Origin of the sequence: Bacillus sp. AM1(2019) (genome assembly GCF_009906915.1) — a bacterium.
In the GTDB taxonomy this organism is placed as follows: domain Bacteria; phylum Bacillota; class Bacilli; order Bacillales; family Bacillaceae; genus Bacillus; species Bacillus velezensis.
Genome location: NZ_CP047644.1, coordinates 1,877,592 through 1,894,004, shown reverse-complemented (window position 1 = coordinate 1,894,004; position 16,413 = coordinate 1,877,592). Strand labels below are relative to the sequence as shown.

At 41.4% G+C, this 16,413-nt stretch carries 11 protein-coding genes; 3 read left to right on the top strand and 8 right to left on the bottom strand.

Annotation, left to right across the window (positions count from 1 at the left end; translation table 11 throughout):
- Positions 1 to 118 precede the first annotated feature (118 nt).
- Positions 119 to 217 carry a YjcZ family sporulation protein gene (locus GNE05_RS09270; protein WP_003154037.1) on the top strand — a complete coding sequence of 33 codons (99 nt, stop codon included), beginning with the start codon at positions 119 to 121 and terminating at the stop codon, positions 215 to 217.
- Positions 218 to 1,002: 785 nt separating this feature from the next.
- Here GNE05_RS09270 and ppsA read toward each other — a convergent pair.
- The 3 genes from ppsA to xylA form a co-directional block, all read right to left on the bottom strand.
- Positions 1,003 to 3,600, bottom strand: coding sequence for a phosphoenolpyruvate synthase (gene ppsA, locus GNE05_RS09265; protein WP_160182691.1), 2,598 nt, complete (start codon positions 3,598 to 3,600; stop codon positions 1,003 to 1,005).
- 174 nt (positions 3,601 to 3,774) lie between these two features.
- Positions 3,775 to 5,274: a xylulokinase gene (xylB, locus tag GNE05_RS09260; protein ID WP_160182690.1), complete on the bottom strand. Its 1,500-nt coding sequence runs from the start codon at positions 5,272 to 5,274 to the stop codon at positions 3,775 to 3,777.
- A 131-nt stretch (positions 5,275 to 5,405) separates the two neighbouring features.
- A complete protein-coding gene (gene xylA / locus GNE05_RS09255; RefSeq protein WP_017417840.1) occupies positions 5,406 to 6,743 on the bottom strand; it encodes a xylose isomerase in 1,338 nt (445 codons plus the stop codon).
- A 263-nt stretch (positions 6,744 to 7,006) separates the two neighbouring features.
- On the opposite strand from xylA, the gene xylR reads away from it, so the two are divergent.
- Entirely contained in the window at positions 7,007 to 8,161 is a 1,155-nt protein-coding gene (xylR, locus tag GNE05_RS09250) for a transcriptional repressor XylR (protein ID WP_160182689.1), read from the top strand.
- A gap of 142 nt (positions 8,162 to 8,303) precedes the next feature.
- Here the strand turns inward: xylR and xynB are convergent, their stop codons facing one another.
- Together xynB and GNE05_RS09240 are read right to left on the bottom strand one after the other, a co-directional pair.
- Positions 8,304 to 9,905, bottom strand: a complete 1,602-nt coding sequence (gene xynB / locus GNE05_RS09245) for a xylan 1,4-beta-xylosidase (protein WP_017417838.1) — start codon at positions 9,903 to 9,905, stop codon at positions 8,304 to 8,306.
- Positions 9,906 to 9,947: 42 nt separating this feature from the next.
- A complete protein-coding gene (locus tag GNE05_RS09240; RefSeq protein ID WP_160182688.1) occupies positions 9,948 to 11,339 on the bottom strand; it encodes an MFS transporter in 1,392 nt (463 codons plus the stop codon).
- A 566-nt stretch (positions 11,340 to 11,905) separates the two neighbouring features.
- Between GNE05_RS09240 and GNE05_RS09235 the strand changes: the two genes are divergently transcribed.
- Positions 11,906 to 13,000, top strand: a complete 1,095-nt coding sequence (locus tag GNE05_RS09235; protein WP_160182687.1) for an L-dopachrome tautomerase-related protein — start codon at positions 11,906 to 11,908, stop codon at positions 12,998 to 13,000.
- Between the two features lie 229 nt (positions 13,001 to 13,229).
- Here GNE05_RS09235 and glnA read toward each other — a convergent pair whose 3' ends face one another.
- The 3 genes from glnA to GNE05_RS09220 all read right to left on the bottom strand — a co-directional run bounded on the left by glnA (position 13,230) and on the right by GNE05_RS09220 (position 16,401).
- Entirely contained in the window at positions 13,230 to 14,564 is a 1,335-nt protein-coding gene (gene glnA / locus GNE05_RS09230) for a type I glutamate--ammonia ligase (RefSeq protein ID WP_007410365.1), read from the bottom strand.
- A 57-nt stretch (positions 14,565 to 14,621) separates the two neighbouring features.
- Positions 14,622 to 15,026: a transcriptional repressor GlnR gene (gene glnR, locus GNE05_RS09225; RefSeq protein WP_007611631.1), complete on the bottom strand. Its 405-nt coding sequence runs from the start codon at positions 15,024 to 15,026 to the stop codon at positions 14,622 to 14,624.
- Positions 15,027 to 15,135: 109 nt separating this feature from the next.
- The gene (locus tag GNE05_RS09220) at positions 15,136 to 16,401 is read right to left on the bottom strand and encodes a methionine gamma-lyase family protein (RefSeq protein WP_014417839.1); all 1,266 of its coding nucleotides are present in this window, start codon (positions 16,399 to 16,401) and stop codon (positions 15,136 to 15,138) included.
- Positions 16,402 to 16,413 lie beyond the last annotated feature (12 nt).

Here is a 16,413-nt window from a genome sequence, read left to right as displayed (position 1 = left end):
TTAGAAGCTCTTCATTTTAGACATAACATCCATTTTTTCTTATTTAGACTTAAATCTATGTCGAAATTTATCGTCCGGCATATTATGTACTATCCTAACAACAGGAGGTGGCAATAATATGGGGAACTACGGTGGAAATTACGGTGGAAGCTCTTTCGTATTGATCGTTGTGCTGTTCATTTTGTTAATCATTGTAGGTGCTGCATTCCTTTTCTAGCACATTGACGATTTATATTCGTCTCCCAAACATTGCATCCCTTAGTTCGGACAGACGCCATAAGAAGTTTTATGGCGTTTTTACTTTTTGAAAAAATCCATCTAAGATAAACATTTTTTATTTTTATTCTGGTAAGCGGGAGAGTTTCCTCCCCTGCCTGCGCCAATATTGCCGCTATGAAGGATGAGGCGAACAATCCAAAAAGCATTGATCTATTCTTTAAAAACGATTCCGAAAATCAACAATTCGTAAGCAGTTCCATATAAAATAGCTAAACCAGTGATTGCCCATTGGCTAATATTCTTATCGCCTAAACAATCTGATACATTTCCAGTCCAACACTTAGCACTCAGCATGTTTGATGATGGCCCCGTTGTATCTTCTGCAGACTTTTCTCTTTCAAAGACACCAGACTTATCTTCATCTTTAACTCCCTTAACCCAAAATGTCATTTTGTTTTGAATAAAGACTTGTTCATGAACATAGCCCCTAAATAGTTGTTACTAAGGCGTTTTTAATTCATCAGGATTACAGATGTTGTGAACTTAAAAAGGATATTACTCACCTTTATAAAATTGTCATTTGTTAGATTTAGTCACTGAATCTTTTTGTTTGGTATCTTAGCGGCCTTCCACACTCATATAAAAAGGGTTCACCCACAAAATGCGGTGTTCACACATTAAGTCATTTTCACATAAAAAAAACCGGATTCCTCCTCTAAGAGGTTCCGGTCTTTCTTAGTAAAATGCAGGAAATATCTAGTGACGTGCTGCACACCCCCGCTATTATAATATTTCAATAGAGCCTTCTGTTCCATGAACGCGGATTCGCTGCCCATCTTTTATCAATTGGGTTGCATTTTCAACTCCAACAACTGCAGGTAAGCCGTATTCACGCGCGATAACCGCTCCATGGGTCATCAGTCCGCCAACTTCAGTGACCAGGCCTTTTATGGATACAAACAATGGCGTCCAGCTGGGATCAGTATAGGAGGTAACTAATATATCTCCATCTTCCAAATCGGCATCTTCCATGTTTAAAATAACCCGTGCCCGCCCCTCTATGACTCCCGAGGAAACGGGCAGCCCTGCAATCGCTCCGGCCGGGAGGTTTTCTCGTTTGTACTCGCCTGTAATGATTTCACCGTCAGACGTGATAACACGCGGCGGAGCTAGTTTTTCATATACTTTATACTCGCCTTTTCGTGTGCTGATGATTTGGTAATCCAATTTATTTGTGCGTACGACTTCCTGAAGTTCTTCAAAAGTGAGATAGTATATGTCTTCTTTTTCATGAATAACGCCCGCTTCTGCGAGTTGTTCGGCTTCTTTCAGTAAAGCCTGCTTATAAACGAAGTAGCGGCTGATCATGCCGTATTTTGGATATTCTCTGAACCCGCTGAAGTTCCGGATGATGCGGATCATTCGGTTGGTTTCTTTGGCTTTTTGTTCACCATCCGGTAATTGCTTCAATCGGTCTAATAACTCTTGTTCTTTCTTCAACGCCTCCTGCCGCCCTTGCTCAAATTTCCGCTGGCTGGCATTTGGCTCAAAGTTTTTGAGATTATTAAGAATCATAGGGACAAGTGCAGTTGGTTTTTCGCTCCATCGAGTTCTTGTCATATCAATTTCTCCGGCACATCGCATTCCGTACTTGCTGAGATAAGCATAGATAGCGTCACGGGTTTCCCGCCCGCCTTCAAACGTCACCAGCCCATCCAAAAAGTGATCATCTTTTACATTCTCTAAATAGGCAATTACTTCTGGATAAGGGCGGATCACATCAGCGACGTCTAATAGCGCAAGCCCCATTTCTGAGGTAATATTATGGGATACAGATTGAGAAAGCGTATCTGCTGCGTTTTTTTCACCTAACCACTCGTTCATTTTTTCGTTAATCCATGATGAAGCATCCATTGCAGTTCGAATCAACACCGAACTTTTCGGGTTAAATAGAATCTTCTTTAATTCCTGGATATCTTCCAAAATAAAACGAAATAAATCAGATCCTGATTTCGTCTGGATGTTTTGTTTTAACTCTTCTATCGATGCCTGACTGCTCTTAATCAAATCAGAAACAATTGCCGGATCGTTTTCAGCTTGTTCCGGCATATCTGCATTGCCTTTGCCGGGAATCGGTGCCGTTTTATCAGGTATCGGCTTAATGAAATCATCTCGCTCTATTATGGTCATAAGTGCGTCTTTTAAGAGCGGATCGTGCTGCCCCATGCCTTTTAAGAAAACTTCTCTGACATTAGGAGATGCCAGTTGATGTGTGACATCAACGAATAGCCTTCCGCCGGCTTTACGCATGGGTGCAGCAGTCGTCAACAGAAAAAAAGACAATCCAAGGGGTTTTATGGGATCCGTCATCATTTGCTGATGACCAACAGAGATATAGACGTGATTTTCTTGATCGTTCGCTTCAGGAACGGGGTATAACGTTGTGATCGGACGACTTTGAACAATATAAAAAGTATCGCGGTCCAAACACCATTCGATATCTTGCGGCTGGCCGAAATGAGCTTCGATCTGTCTCCCGATACGTGCCAGCTGTAAAATTTGTTCATCAGTCAGTGTTTGAATCTTTTGCTGATCAAGAGCGATCTCCTGTGTTTCTGTTCCGCCTTCTTTTCGTCCATAGATAGCCAATTTTTTAGTTTCTATTCTCTTATCGACGATTTGCCCGTCCTGTACTTTATAACAATCGGCAGAGACTAAGCCGGAGACAAGTGCTTCACCAAGTCCAAAACCGGCATCGATGGATAGCAGCTTTCGGTTTCCGGTTATCGGATCAGCGGTAAATAAAATTCCCGAAGCCTGAGGGAACACCATCCTTTGGATGATAACGGATAAATAAACTTGGCTGTGATCAAATCCATTTTGCATACGGTAAATGACCGCGCGATCCGTAAATAGAGACGCCCAACATTTACTGATATGCTTCAAGATCGCATCGACGCCGGTAATATTTAAATAGGTGTCTTGTTGACCGGCAAAAGAGGCATGCGGTAAATCCTCAGCTGTCGCACTGGAACGTACGGCATAGGCATGTTCTTCGCCGAACCGGGAGAGATGGCAAGCAACTGCTTTGACTACATCTGAAGGAATTTCTGTTTCCATAATGGTTTGCCGGATTTTTTTGCTGACTTCACCAATTTGATCCCGATTCTCCACTTTCAGCATGGTCAGTTGATCCAACAGCGCTTGTAATGTTTCATTTTGTTCAATGGCTTTTTGATATCCTGCGGTTGTGACACAAAATCCTTCCGGTACTTGTATTCCTTGAATTTTTGATAATTCCCCTAAATGTAACCCTTTTCCTCCAACGAGCAAAGGCTGTGTTTTTTCAATTTCGTGAATGCCGAGAACCAAAGAACTCATTCTATATCTCCCCTTCAAAAAAATTTGACAAGAGCTTTTCAGCATGATATAATCATAATATAAGATGGATATCTATGACTTTTCACACAGAAAGCGCACGTGTTTTGATTATATCACCGTGTCTGTTTTTGTGCAATATAAAAAGAACCTGGCCAATTTGGCGAGGTTCTTTCTTCATTTTTGTCTAAAGCTCTTTAAAGCTGTATTGAGATCTTTTGTGTGAACGTAAATGTTCTTATACAACTCGAATAGTGTTTTATATTTTCGAACATTTTGTTCTTTTGGATAAAATGCAGCTGCTTCATGAATGAACTGCTCTGCACATTCTTCAAGAGAGTCAAACCACCCGCTTCCGAAGGCAGCTAACATCGCAGCCCCCATGGCGGGACCTTGTTCATTCTCTAACTTAACCACCCTCGTATTGAAAATATCAGCTTGCATTTGAAGCCACGTTTCATTTTTAGCTCCCCCGCCAATAGAGACAACCGTATCAACTGATTTTCCCGCTTCGCGGAATAGCTCAATTGATTCATATAAAGAGAATGTGATGCCTTCCATTATCGCCCTCAAAAAGTGCTCTCTTTTATGGGCTCCGTCCATTCCGATCAAGCTTCCCCGAATAGATGAATCAGCATGCGGCGTTCTTTCACCGACTAAGTAAGGAGTGTACAGCAGTCCATTTGCTCCTATCGGAACAGATTCCACTCCCCGCAATAATTGTTCAAACGATTCGTTTGGCGCAAACGTTTTTTTAAACCAGTCCAAGCTGTACCCTGCAGCGAGCGTGACCCCCATCGTATAAAAAGAATCCTTCTTTCCATGATTAAAAAAGTGCACTTTCCCTTTAAAATCTCTTTCTTTGTCTTCCTCACAGGAAAGTATGACTCCTGACGTCCCAATGCTGCATAACGTTTTTCCGGAAGAAAGAATACCGGCTCCGACAGCACCGCAAGCATTATCTGCTCCCCCGGCGTACACTTTTGTTTTTTCCAACAGCCCTGTCTTCGCCGCAACGCTCGGAAGCAGCGATCCTACACAGTCATGGGATTCAACAAGCGGAGGACAAATTTCCGCTGAAATACCAAATTGATTGCAAATCTCATCGCTCCACTCTTTGCGGGTCATATGTAAAAGTAACGTTCCCGCCGCATCGGAGTATTCGGTGTGAATGGCGCCAGTCATGCGGAATCTCACATAGTCTTTCGGAAGCAAAAAAACAGCGGTTTTGTTAAAAAGTTCAGGCTCATGTTCCTTCACCCATAACATTTTAGGTAATGTAAACCCTTCAAGAACACGGTTTTTTGTGATATCAAGCAGATGATCGCCAAATGTCTCGGTTATCCTGCTACATTGAGGCGTCGTTCTGGTATCATTCCAAAGAATCGCATGACGCAGCACCCGCCGATCTTGGTCAAGCAGTACTAACCCATGCATTTGTCCTGAATAGCTAATCCCGTCAATATCCCCGGCTTGAACGTTGGATATCGAAATCAATTCAGCCAATGCTTCAATTGTATGCTGCACCCAGTCTTCAGGATTTTGCTCACTATATCCCGCCTTCTCTTGGATGAGCGGGTAACTTTTGGACGTTTCTGCACAAACCTTGCCGTTTTGATTGACTAAAATGGTTTTAACGGCACTCGTTCCAAGATCTATTCCAATGACATACTTCATTTTTTCACTCCTTCCTCTCTAAATAGATCCCCATTGAAATGACCCGCCATAACAGTAACTTCATGACGGGCAATTCCGGGAACTTGGCTGCCTGCATCTTTTTACAGCGGGATCTGGAGCTTCTTTTTTCATTATACCTGTAAAATGTATTGGTTTAATATCGCTTTTAACCGCTCCTGTCTCCCTGATTCGTTTTTAATTGGCTGATTGTTCAGCGCATATTGCTCAAGTGTCTTAAAATCAGCTCTTCCTTCTGCAATTTCAAGACCAATCCCTTCAGTAAAACTGCGGTAACGGTGTTGAATCACATCTTCAAACACACGATCTTCGATTAATTTGTGGGCGGCTTTCAACCCTCTTGCAAATGTATCCATCCCTGCAACATGGGCATATAGTAAATCATCAGGCTCAAAAGAAGATCTTCTGACCTTTGCGTCAAAGTTTAATCCGCCGCTTCCAAGACCGCCATTTTGCAGGATTTCGTACATTGCTAATGTCGCAGAATATAAATCTGTCGGAAATTCATCTGTGTCCCAGCCTAAAAGGGGATCACCCTGATTCGCGTCAACAGAGCCAAGCAGACCATGCACTCTCGCCATGCGTAATTCATGTTCGAATGTATGCCCGGCTAATGTGGCATGGTTGGCTTCGAGATTTAATTTAAAATGATTGTCTAAGCCATATTGCTTTAAAAAGGCAATGGTTGTTGCTGCGTCCGTATCATATTGATGGGTGGTCGGCTCTTTTGGTTTTGGTTCAATCAAAAACTGCCCTGTATACCCGATTTCCTTCGCATAATCCACTGCCATATGCATAAATCTGGCCATATTATCAAGCTCAAATTTTAAATCGGTATTTAACAAAGTTTCGTACCCTTCACGTCCGCCCCAAAATACATAGTTCTCCGCGCCAAGCTCTTTTGCTGTTTCTAATCCTTTTTTTACTTGGGCTGCGGCATACGCAAATACATCTGCATTACAAGAAGTCGCCGCACCATGGACGAAACGGGGATTCGTAAACATGTTTGCAGTATTCCATAATAACTTAACGCCGCTGGTTCTCATGTAGTCTTTTATCATGTCCACGATTATATCCAGATTTTGATTTGTCTCTTTTAACGTACTTCCTTCAGGTGCGATATCCCGGTCATGAAAAGCAAAAAATGGCGCATCCAGTTTTTCAAACAGCTCAAACGCTGCATCTACCCTCGCTCTCGCCAGATCCATGCCTTTATAGTGATCCCACGGTCTCTGCATCGTAGCTGCGCCAAAAATGTCTGTTCCGTCAGCGGTAAATGTATGCCAATAGGCAATAGAAAATCGCAAATGCTCTTTCATCGTTTTTCCGCCAATTACTTCTTGAGAATTATAGTATTTAAATGCTAAAGGATTCGTGGATTCTTTCCCTTCGTAAATCACTTTGTTTACGCTTTCAAAATAGTTGACTGAACCGGAATGAGAGTGAGCCATGTGTGATTTCCCCCTTAAAAATAAATTCTAAACATGATCATTCAAATACAAATGCTTTTATGTCATGTTATACTTTAGTTTGTTGCCTAAACAAACTAACTTATTTTCATCTTATATAACCTCATCAGTATTTTCAATATTTTTTTTAGTTTTTTACGAACACATTAGATATAATAAAGGTTGGATTCGCTATGTACTGCGTTTCGCACGATAACACAGAACGTTCAACTTAATTTAAAGATTATACAAATGGAGTGGATGAAGTGGATATCGCTGATCAAGCCTTTGTCAAAAAAGTTAACCAAAAGTTATTACTAAACGAAATACTTAAGAATTCTCCTATTTCAAGAGCAAAATTATCTGAAATGACCGGATTAAATAAATCAACTGTTTCGTCACAGGTAAACACATTAATGAAAGAAAACCTCGTATTTGAAATAGGTCAGGGACAATCCAGCGGCGGCAGAAGACCTGTCATGCTTGTTTTTAATAAAAAAGCAGGATACTCCGTAGGAATAGATGTTGGCGTGGATTATGTTAATGGCATTTTAACAGATCTTGAAGGGACGATCGTCCTTGATCAACACCATCGTTTGGAATGCAATTCTCCAGAAATCACTAAAGATATTTTAATTGAGATGATTCATCACTTTATTACGCATATGCCCCAATCTCCGTACGGGCTTATTGGTATAGGTATTTGCGTGCCCGGGCTGATTGACAAAAATCAAAAAATTGTTTTCACTCCGAACGCCAACTGGAGAGATATTGACTTAAAATCTTTCATCCGAGAGAAGTTCAATGTGCCCGTTTTTATTGAAAATGAGGCAAATGCCGGCGCATATGGAGAGAAAGTATTTGGAGCTGCAAAAAATCACGATAACATGATTTATGCAAGTATCGGTACAGGAATAGGGATCGGCGTTATAATCAACAATCATTTATATAGAGGGGTTGGCGGATTCTCTGGAGAAATGGGACATATGACAATAGACTTTAAGGGTCCTAAATGCAGCTGCGGAAACCGAGGCTGCTGGGAATTGTATGCTTCAGAGAAGGCTTTATTAACATCTCTTCAGACGAAAGAGAAAAAAGTGTCCAGCCAAGATATCATAGACCTCGCCCATCTGAATGATGTTGGAACTTTACAGGCATTACAAAATTTTGGTTTCTATTTAGGAATAGGCCTGACCAATATTCTAAATACATTTAATCCGCAAGCCATCATTTTAAGAAACAGCATCATTGAATCGCATCCTATGGTTTTACATTCAATTAAAAGTGAAGTGTCATCCAGGGTTTATTCCCATTTAGACAATAGCTATGAATTATTACCATCTATCCTAGGAAAAAATGCACCCGCTTTAGGAATGTCCTCTATTGTGATTGATCATTTTCTCGACATGGTTCATAACTGAAATGTACATACTTCTATGTTTACGCTCATCTTTAAAGATGGGTTTTTTTATTCTATGAGTATTTCTGAATCAATACTGACATAGGCACCTTCTAATATGAAAAAGGAGTTCTAAAATAGAAATCTCCTTTTTCATGTGCTAATTATTTTTCTTTATAACGGAAATATCTGAAGTCGGCCGGAATATGATTACCGCTCGTATCTTGGCATTGCATCCCTACAAAAGCTCCTGTAAAGAATCCCCCGCCGCGGATGTAATCATCTGATAATTTTTTCGATTCCAATGCAATGTCAATTTTGTGCCAATCTTCGTTGTTAAATGAATAGAAATAATAATATTTTTCGTTTTCAATATTCACTTTTAAATAGACATACTTGACTTCACGAGGAATCACAATTTTATTTTTTAACGGTTGTGAAAAAGAGAAGTTATCACATATCGTTAATTCAAGAATACGGCCAAGATCTTCATCATACGTGACTTGAAGAGCCGTCCAGTTCTCTGTATTGTAATAGTTCACCAATCCAGCGGCTTGTTGAAAATTTTCCGGATAAAACGCAACAGCAGTTTCGGCTTCAAAATGGAGACTTTGCCAGCGTCTGGCTACAAATGCCTGAGTAAATGTCGAAGTTAAGGATTCATGGCCGTATAATCGTAAATGATTTGGCACTTGAGTTAATGATCCTAATTTCTCCGTAAACGGAATTCTTAACGTTTGAAAATTAATATTTAATGTTGCATCCTCAAATTCATCAACTTCCGGATACGTGTCTTCAAACATTGTTTCAGGTATAGAAGGCGCATCCACCTCCAAGCTCCCTTCTTTTCCGCCTGCTACATAAGGCCAGCCATCTTTCCAATAGAGCTTTTGAATAGCTGTTTCTCTGCCCAGAGGACAATATCCTCTCTGCTGAAAAATTGAATCATTGTCCGGATGAATGGGACGTCCCGTTAAATGAGCTAAATACCACTCACCTGTATGTGTTTGTACAATGGATGCATGTCCGCATTTTTGCAGCGGATTTTCCGGCGCATGCCATGACGTTAAGATTGGATTATCAGGATGAACTTCATATGGGCCTTCAATATTTGCAGAACGGGCAATTGTAGCAGCATGTTCGAACCGCGTTCCTCCTTCTGCGGTTAATAAATAATAATAGTTCCCGATACGGTAAAGGTGCGGCGCTTCTGTCAGCTTTCTTTCGGTTCCTTTAAATATCACTTTCGGTTTACCGATTAGTTTTTGCTCCTCATCAGAATATTCCTGCATGACAATGCCTCCAAAGGAGTGCCGATCAATACGCTGATCCCATAACATATTTAATAAATATTTTTTCCCATCCGTATCATGGAATAAAGAAGCATCAAAACCCGAGCTGTTTAATGGTATCGGCTCCCCCCATTCACCATTAATCGTGTCACAAGTCACTAAATAATTGTGGCAATCTTTCCAGGCGCCATCTACGACCTTAACATCCGTATAGATCAGCCAAAACTTTCCGTCACTGTAACTTAAACATGGCGCCCAGACCCCGCCTGAATTAGGATTTCCTTTCATGTCTAATTGCGATACTCTCTGTAATGGATGTGCAACTAAGTGCCAATTGACTAAATCTTTTGAGTGGTGTATCTGGACTCCCGGAAACCACTCAAATGTAGATACAGCGATATAATAATCCTCTCCAACCCTGCAAATACTCGGATCGGGGTTGAATCCTTTAAGTACTGGATTGATAATCTTCATTTTGAACTCCTCCTCAGCTATTTTCTGTTGACTCATCATGTTTTAAGCATTGAAATCGTCAATATGATCCAAATAATCTTTGTCTCTATTCTCTAATTCTCGAACCATGCTTTTATATTTTTTCTCATCTAAGTTATAGAAATTAATATCAATCATGGCCAGAACCAGTAAGAACACGGGAATAATGGTTGTTGTAATTAAAATTCCCGTCAATGCCTCCGGCGTTTGCACCTGATTTGCCACATATCCAAACTGATCTAGAACCAAACCCGGTACAACCCCTCCCAAGGCCATGCCGAATTTAAAGAAAAATCCGATAATAGCGTATATGAGACCGCCCATTCTTTTCCCGGTCTTATACTCTCCATATTCTATTGTTTCAGGAATAAGCGCCCACATATATCCCCCGGCAGTGAGACTTCCGGCAGCGGCCAGTAATCGAAAGGAAAGTATGAGGAATACATTACTTGACGGAACGAAAAGTAAAGCTAAGAGGCCGATCATATTCAGTAATAATGCATAGTTTAGTAATTTCTTCTTCCCTAATAATTGATGAAGCTTTGGAATAAACGGTAAAATGACCAAAGCAGGCAAACTTCCCAACAAACCGTACCACTTCACCAAATCCGCTCTTTCTAAATTATACGTTACGTAATAGATGCCAACCGAATTACTGATTGAATTCACTCCAAAAATAATAATAAAGAAAATACTTAATACAACTAGAGGCCGATTAACACGAAATTGCTCAAATATATCCGAAAATTTAATTTTTTCTTCGGATTTTTGAAGCGTGACACGCTCTTTTGTGCTTTTAAAACAAAAGATTAAAAGGCACCCGCCTATAACTCCCATAATACCCATGGTTAGCTGCCAGCCAAGAGATTCGCTGCCGGAAGTATCGCTTAAATAAGCAGCCAGTAAGGGAACAAAAAATGCAACGACAAGTCCCCCAAGATTCGCAAATAACATACGGACAGACGTTATACTAACAACTTCTTGATTATTTCTGGTCATTGCAGATGTTAACGCGCCATATGGCACGTTTATCATTGTGTATGTAAGCGATAAGCCGACATAGGTGATATAGGCATATATTAATTTCCCCATATCCGAAAAATCCGGGGTTGTAAAACAGAGTATTGCCAATATGACAAAGGGAAAAGCTCCGAATAAAAGATACGGTCTAAAGCGGCCAAACCTGCTATTTGTTCTGTCAACTATTGTTCCGATAAAAGGATCAGCGAGAGCGTCGATGATTCTAACCACTAAAAACATCGTACCGGCTGCTGCTGCCGATAAACCAAAAACATCTGTATAGAAGAACAAAAGATACGTAGACACTGTTGCATAAATTAAATTACATGCAAAATCTCCAGACGCATATCCAACTTTTTCAACCATGCTGATCTTCTTTACATTTTCACTGAGCATGATTTCCTCCCCTTTTCGATCCTTTACATAAGGAACATGATGAAATGGTATAACATTTCTTCAATTTTATCGGCCAGTGAGCGGCATATAAAAGCGCTTTCAAAAAATGACAGCGGTTTACTTTCACAGAGCATTTTCAACATCCAAATGGTGATCAGATAGCAGTGAACAGGATAAAAGCTTGGCTTTCGCTTTTTATATACCTCCAATTAAATCGAGCCTCTTATCCCCCTCCCATTTAAGACCTTTACATGATGGACAATTAAAGTGGTTTTATTAGTTTGTTGATCGAACAAACTAACTTGATTTCATATTATAAAATCTTTTCTGCTTTTTCAACTCTTTTTTCAGAGAATTTAAAACCGACCAAAGGACATACCATGTTGTAATTGCCGACTGCTTCGACAGACGTTAAGTAAAAATCCCCCTGTGTCACCTGACTGACTTATTACATGATAAGCACTTCCATCATCTTTTGTTTAGAAAAACTTATTAAGAAACATGCACTTGAAAAAATGCGAATCATATATAAGTGATATCCCGTTTAATTGGTTGAGGAGGATATTATGAAACCTATGCTGCCTTTTGAAAAATATTTTGGGGATTTAGAACTGGTTTATGCATTTTATGGAGCTATGCCTACCGGTGTTACTGTTTCAGAAACTGGTCGTATTTTCATTTGTTTTCCGAAATGGGGAGACGATGTTAAATTTACGGTGGCGGAGATAGTTGGGGATAAATTGCAGCCTTATCCTGATTTACAAACCAATTTGGTTAACCCTGAGAATATCAAAATGACTTTCATCAGTGTCCAAAGTGTAGTTACTGATGGAAGAGGAACGCTTTGGGTACTAGATACGGCGGCACCCAATTTTTCTGAACCAATTAAAGGCGGGGCAAAATTAGTCGCTGTTGATTTAAAAACCAATACAATCAGCAGAGTTTATACCTTTACAGAAGATGTTGTCCTTCCAACAACTTACCTGAATGATGTCCGATTTGATTTTCGTGTTGGAACTGCAGGTTATGCCTATATAACGGATTCTTCTTCCAAAGGACCAGGAGCGATTATCGTCGTGGATTTAGAAACCGGAAACGCATTTAGACGGTTAAATGGAGCAAATCCAACTTCACCGGATTCCTATTTTATACCGAAAGTAGAAGGCAAAATTTTGATGAATCGTAACAGGGATGGTTTAACTTCCCCATTTAGGCTGGCATCCGACGGTATTGCGATTTCTCCTGACGGAAAGGTATTATTTTTTTGTCCACTGACCAGCCGTCATCTGTTCTCGATCTCAACAGAAGCCCTGAGAGATAGAAATATACCGGACATGGATTTACTTTATCATGTGGCGTATTGGGGAGAAAAAGGCGCGTCTGATGGAATGATTACAGATGCAAAAGGAGCCATTTATGCCGGAGATTATGAGAACAATAGTATTCGAAAGATGCTGCCGAATGGCACAATGGAAACCATCGCACATGATCCGAGAATTTTATGGCCGGATACTTTTTCGATTGGTCCGGATGAATACTTATATGTCATCGTGAACCAATTACATCGGCAGGCTAGATTTCATTATGGAAAGGACTTACGACAGAAACCTTATAGTTTACTTCGTATAAAAATTGATGAATTTCCTGCTTCTGCTTTTTGAAAATAAAAATGGCCGGTTCAATTTTTTAGAACATAATTGGCTTCATTTAGCCTTCATCCTAAACCGAATAAGGGATTACAATAAATACGTGTCCTCAATTATGGAGTTAGATTCATAACTTCAATTTTTTTGGTCATATTTTGGTCAAGGACCAAAAATGTTGTTCTTTTAATCTTATGACCAAAACCAAAAAATCCCCTGACACCAATAGTGCCAAGGGATTGAGAGATTAATACTGAGACATGTATTGTTCGCGCTCCCACGGATGAACCTGTGTGCGGAACATATCCCATTCGATTTCTTTTGCTTCGATGAAGTGTTCGAACAGGTGCTCACCGAGCGCCGCAACCATGACTTCGTTTGATTTGAATTCGTCGAGAGCTTCCGCCAGTGTCGCCGGAAGATCTACGATGCCGTTTTCCATGCGCTCTTCTTTGCTCATGACGTAGATGTTGCGGTCAATCGGAGCCGGTGCTTCAAGTTTGTTTTTGATTCCGTCAAGGCCTGCTGCAAGCAATACGCTTAACGCCAGGTACGGGTTTGCCGCCGGGTCTACGCTGCGGACTTCAACACGCGTGCTGATGCCGCGGGAAGCCGGGATACGGATCAGCGGGCTTCTGTTTTGCGCGCTCCATGCCACGTAGCAAGGTGCTTCATAGCCCGGAACAAGGCGTTTGTAAGAGTTCACTGTCGGGTTTGTAACAGCCGTAAAGCTTGTCGCGTGTTTTACGATACCGGCAATGAAATGTTTTGCTGTTTCACTCAGCTGAAGATCAGCGTCTTTATCAAAGAATGCGTTAACGCTATCTTTAAAGAGTGATAGGTTGCAGTGCATACCGGAACCGTTTACGCCGAACAGCGGTTTTGGCATGAATGTCGCATGCAGACCGTGTTTGCGGGCGATCGTTTTGACAACCAGTTTGAAAGTTTGGATGTCGTCACAAGAACGGATGGCACCGGCATATTTAAAATCGATTTCGTGCTGACCCGGAGCAACTTCATGGTGAGATGCTTCGATTTCAAAGCCCATTTCTTCAAGCTCAAGCACGATATCGCGGCGGCAGTTTTCTCCCAAGTCAGTCGGAGCCAGGTCGAAGTATCCGCCTTTATCGTTCAATTCAAGCGTCGGTTCGCCTTTTTCATCTAATTTAAACAGGAAGAATTCAGGCTCAGGTCCAAGATTGAAATCGCTGAAACCGAGTTCTTTCATTTCTTTCAGAATCCGTTTGAGGTTGTTACGCGGGTCACCTTCGAACGGCGTGCCGTCCGGATTGTAAATGTCACAGATGAAGCGTGCTACTTTACCTTTTTCAGCCGTCCATGGGAAGATTACAAATGTGTTCAGATCAGGATATAAGTACATATCAGACTCTTCGATACGGACGAAACCTTCGATGGAAGAACCGTCGAACATGCATTTATTATCAAGTGCTTTTTCAAGCTGGCTCACAGGAATTTCCACGTTTTTAATCGTTCCGAGAATGTCTGTGAATTGAAGGCGGATATACTTTACGTTTTCCTCATTTACTAATTTTACGATGTCTTCTCTTGTGTACTTTGCCATTTCGTAAAACTCCTCCTCTAAAAGGTAAATGTATATAGCAAAACAGTTGCTAACGGATTAATGAAAGAATCGGGACATGTCACCTTGGCGGAAAGTATTTCCCCGCTGGAAACGGCCTGCCTGCATCAGTTCGTTTTTCAGAAGCTTTCTGAGTTCGTCATCAGACAGATCGTGCTTCATCGGTTTGGCGGTTTTTTCGGATTTTTCTTCCGGTTCGGCAGATGCCTTATCCAGAATTTGTTTGATCCCCGCCATATTGACGCCTTGTTCAATCAGATTTTTAATTTCTAACAGTTTATCTACATCATGGAATGAAAATAATCGTCTATTTCCTTCGCTTCTCGCTGGAAATATCAATCCATTTTCCTCATAATATCGAATTTGCCGGGCAGAAAGTTCTGTTAACTGCATGACAATCCCAATTGGAAATAAAGGCATTGAGCGGCGAATGTTATCACTCATCTCAATTTCCTCCTTTTCTTATCTTAGTCTCATTATAGGTGATGTTATATTTTGTGTCAACACAATGTGAGGAATCTTAACATCAAATTCTTTGAAAATTGCAAACGGCCTAGATCAGTTCTTTTTCCATTAAAGCATTTACGGCGCTGCAAATCGCATTTTTCACGTGCGCGTAGGTTAATCCTCCTTGGACATACGCAACATAAGGCGGTCTGATAGGTCCATCTGCTGATAATTCAATGCTTGCTCCCTGTACGAAAGTGCCCGCTGCCATAATGACATCGTCTTCATATCCCGGCATATAGCTCGGATAAGGCGTCACATGCGCATTAATCGGTGAAGCATATTGTATCGCCTGGCAAAAAGCGATCATCTTTTCAGGGTCCTGAAACTCAACTGATTGAATCAGATCCGTTCTCGGCGCATTCCATGCAGGGTTTGACGTAAAGCCGAGCTTTTCAAGAAAACGGGCGGTAAATACCGCTCCCTTCAAGCTTTGCGCCACTACATGCGGAGCGAGAAAGAAACCTTGATACATTTCCTGCAGTGAATAAAGCGAAGCCCCGGCTTCACTTCCGATTCCCGGGGAGGTCATCCGGTAAGAGCAGGCCTCAATCCACTTGGCTTTCCCTACAAGATAGCCGCCCGTTTTAGCAAGGCCGCCGCCCGGGTTTTTAATCAGGGAGCCGGCCATAAGATCCGCTCCGACGTGGCAGGGTTCCCGCTCTTCTGCAAATTCTCCGTAGCAATTGTCCACAAAAACAATGACATCTTCTTTGATTTCCTTTACGAAACGAATCATCTCTTCAATTTCATTTATTCTGAAAGACGGACGATTCGCATATCCTTTTGAACGCTGGATGCCGATCACTTTTGTATTCGGCCGGATTGCAGCCCGGACCGCTTCAAAGTCCACTCTGCCTTCTGATGTTAAATCGACTGCATTGTATCCGATTTGAAATTCCTTAAGCGAGCCTGAATACTCCCCGCCTCTTACTCCGACGATTTCCTCAAGTGTATCGTAAGGCTTGCCTGTAATATAAAGCAATTCGTCCCCGGGTCTCAGCACACCGAAAAGCGCGATTGAAATCGCATGCGTTCCGGAAATGATTTGAGGCCGCACGAGTCCCGCCTCTCCTCCGAACACATCAGCATAGATCTTCTCCAGTGTATCTCGTCCGATATCGTCATAACCGTATCCGGTTGAAGGCGTAAAATGCGTATCGCTTACTTTATGTTTTCTGTAGCTTTGCAGGACTCTCCATTCATTCCGTTCACTGATTTCTTCTATTCTTTTATGAACGGCGGAGATTTCCGCTTCTGTTTCTTCGGCGGTTTTTTGTAAAAGAGCGCCGTGGGTCAGTGTGTCAAACATGTTGTGTATACC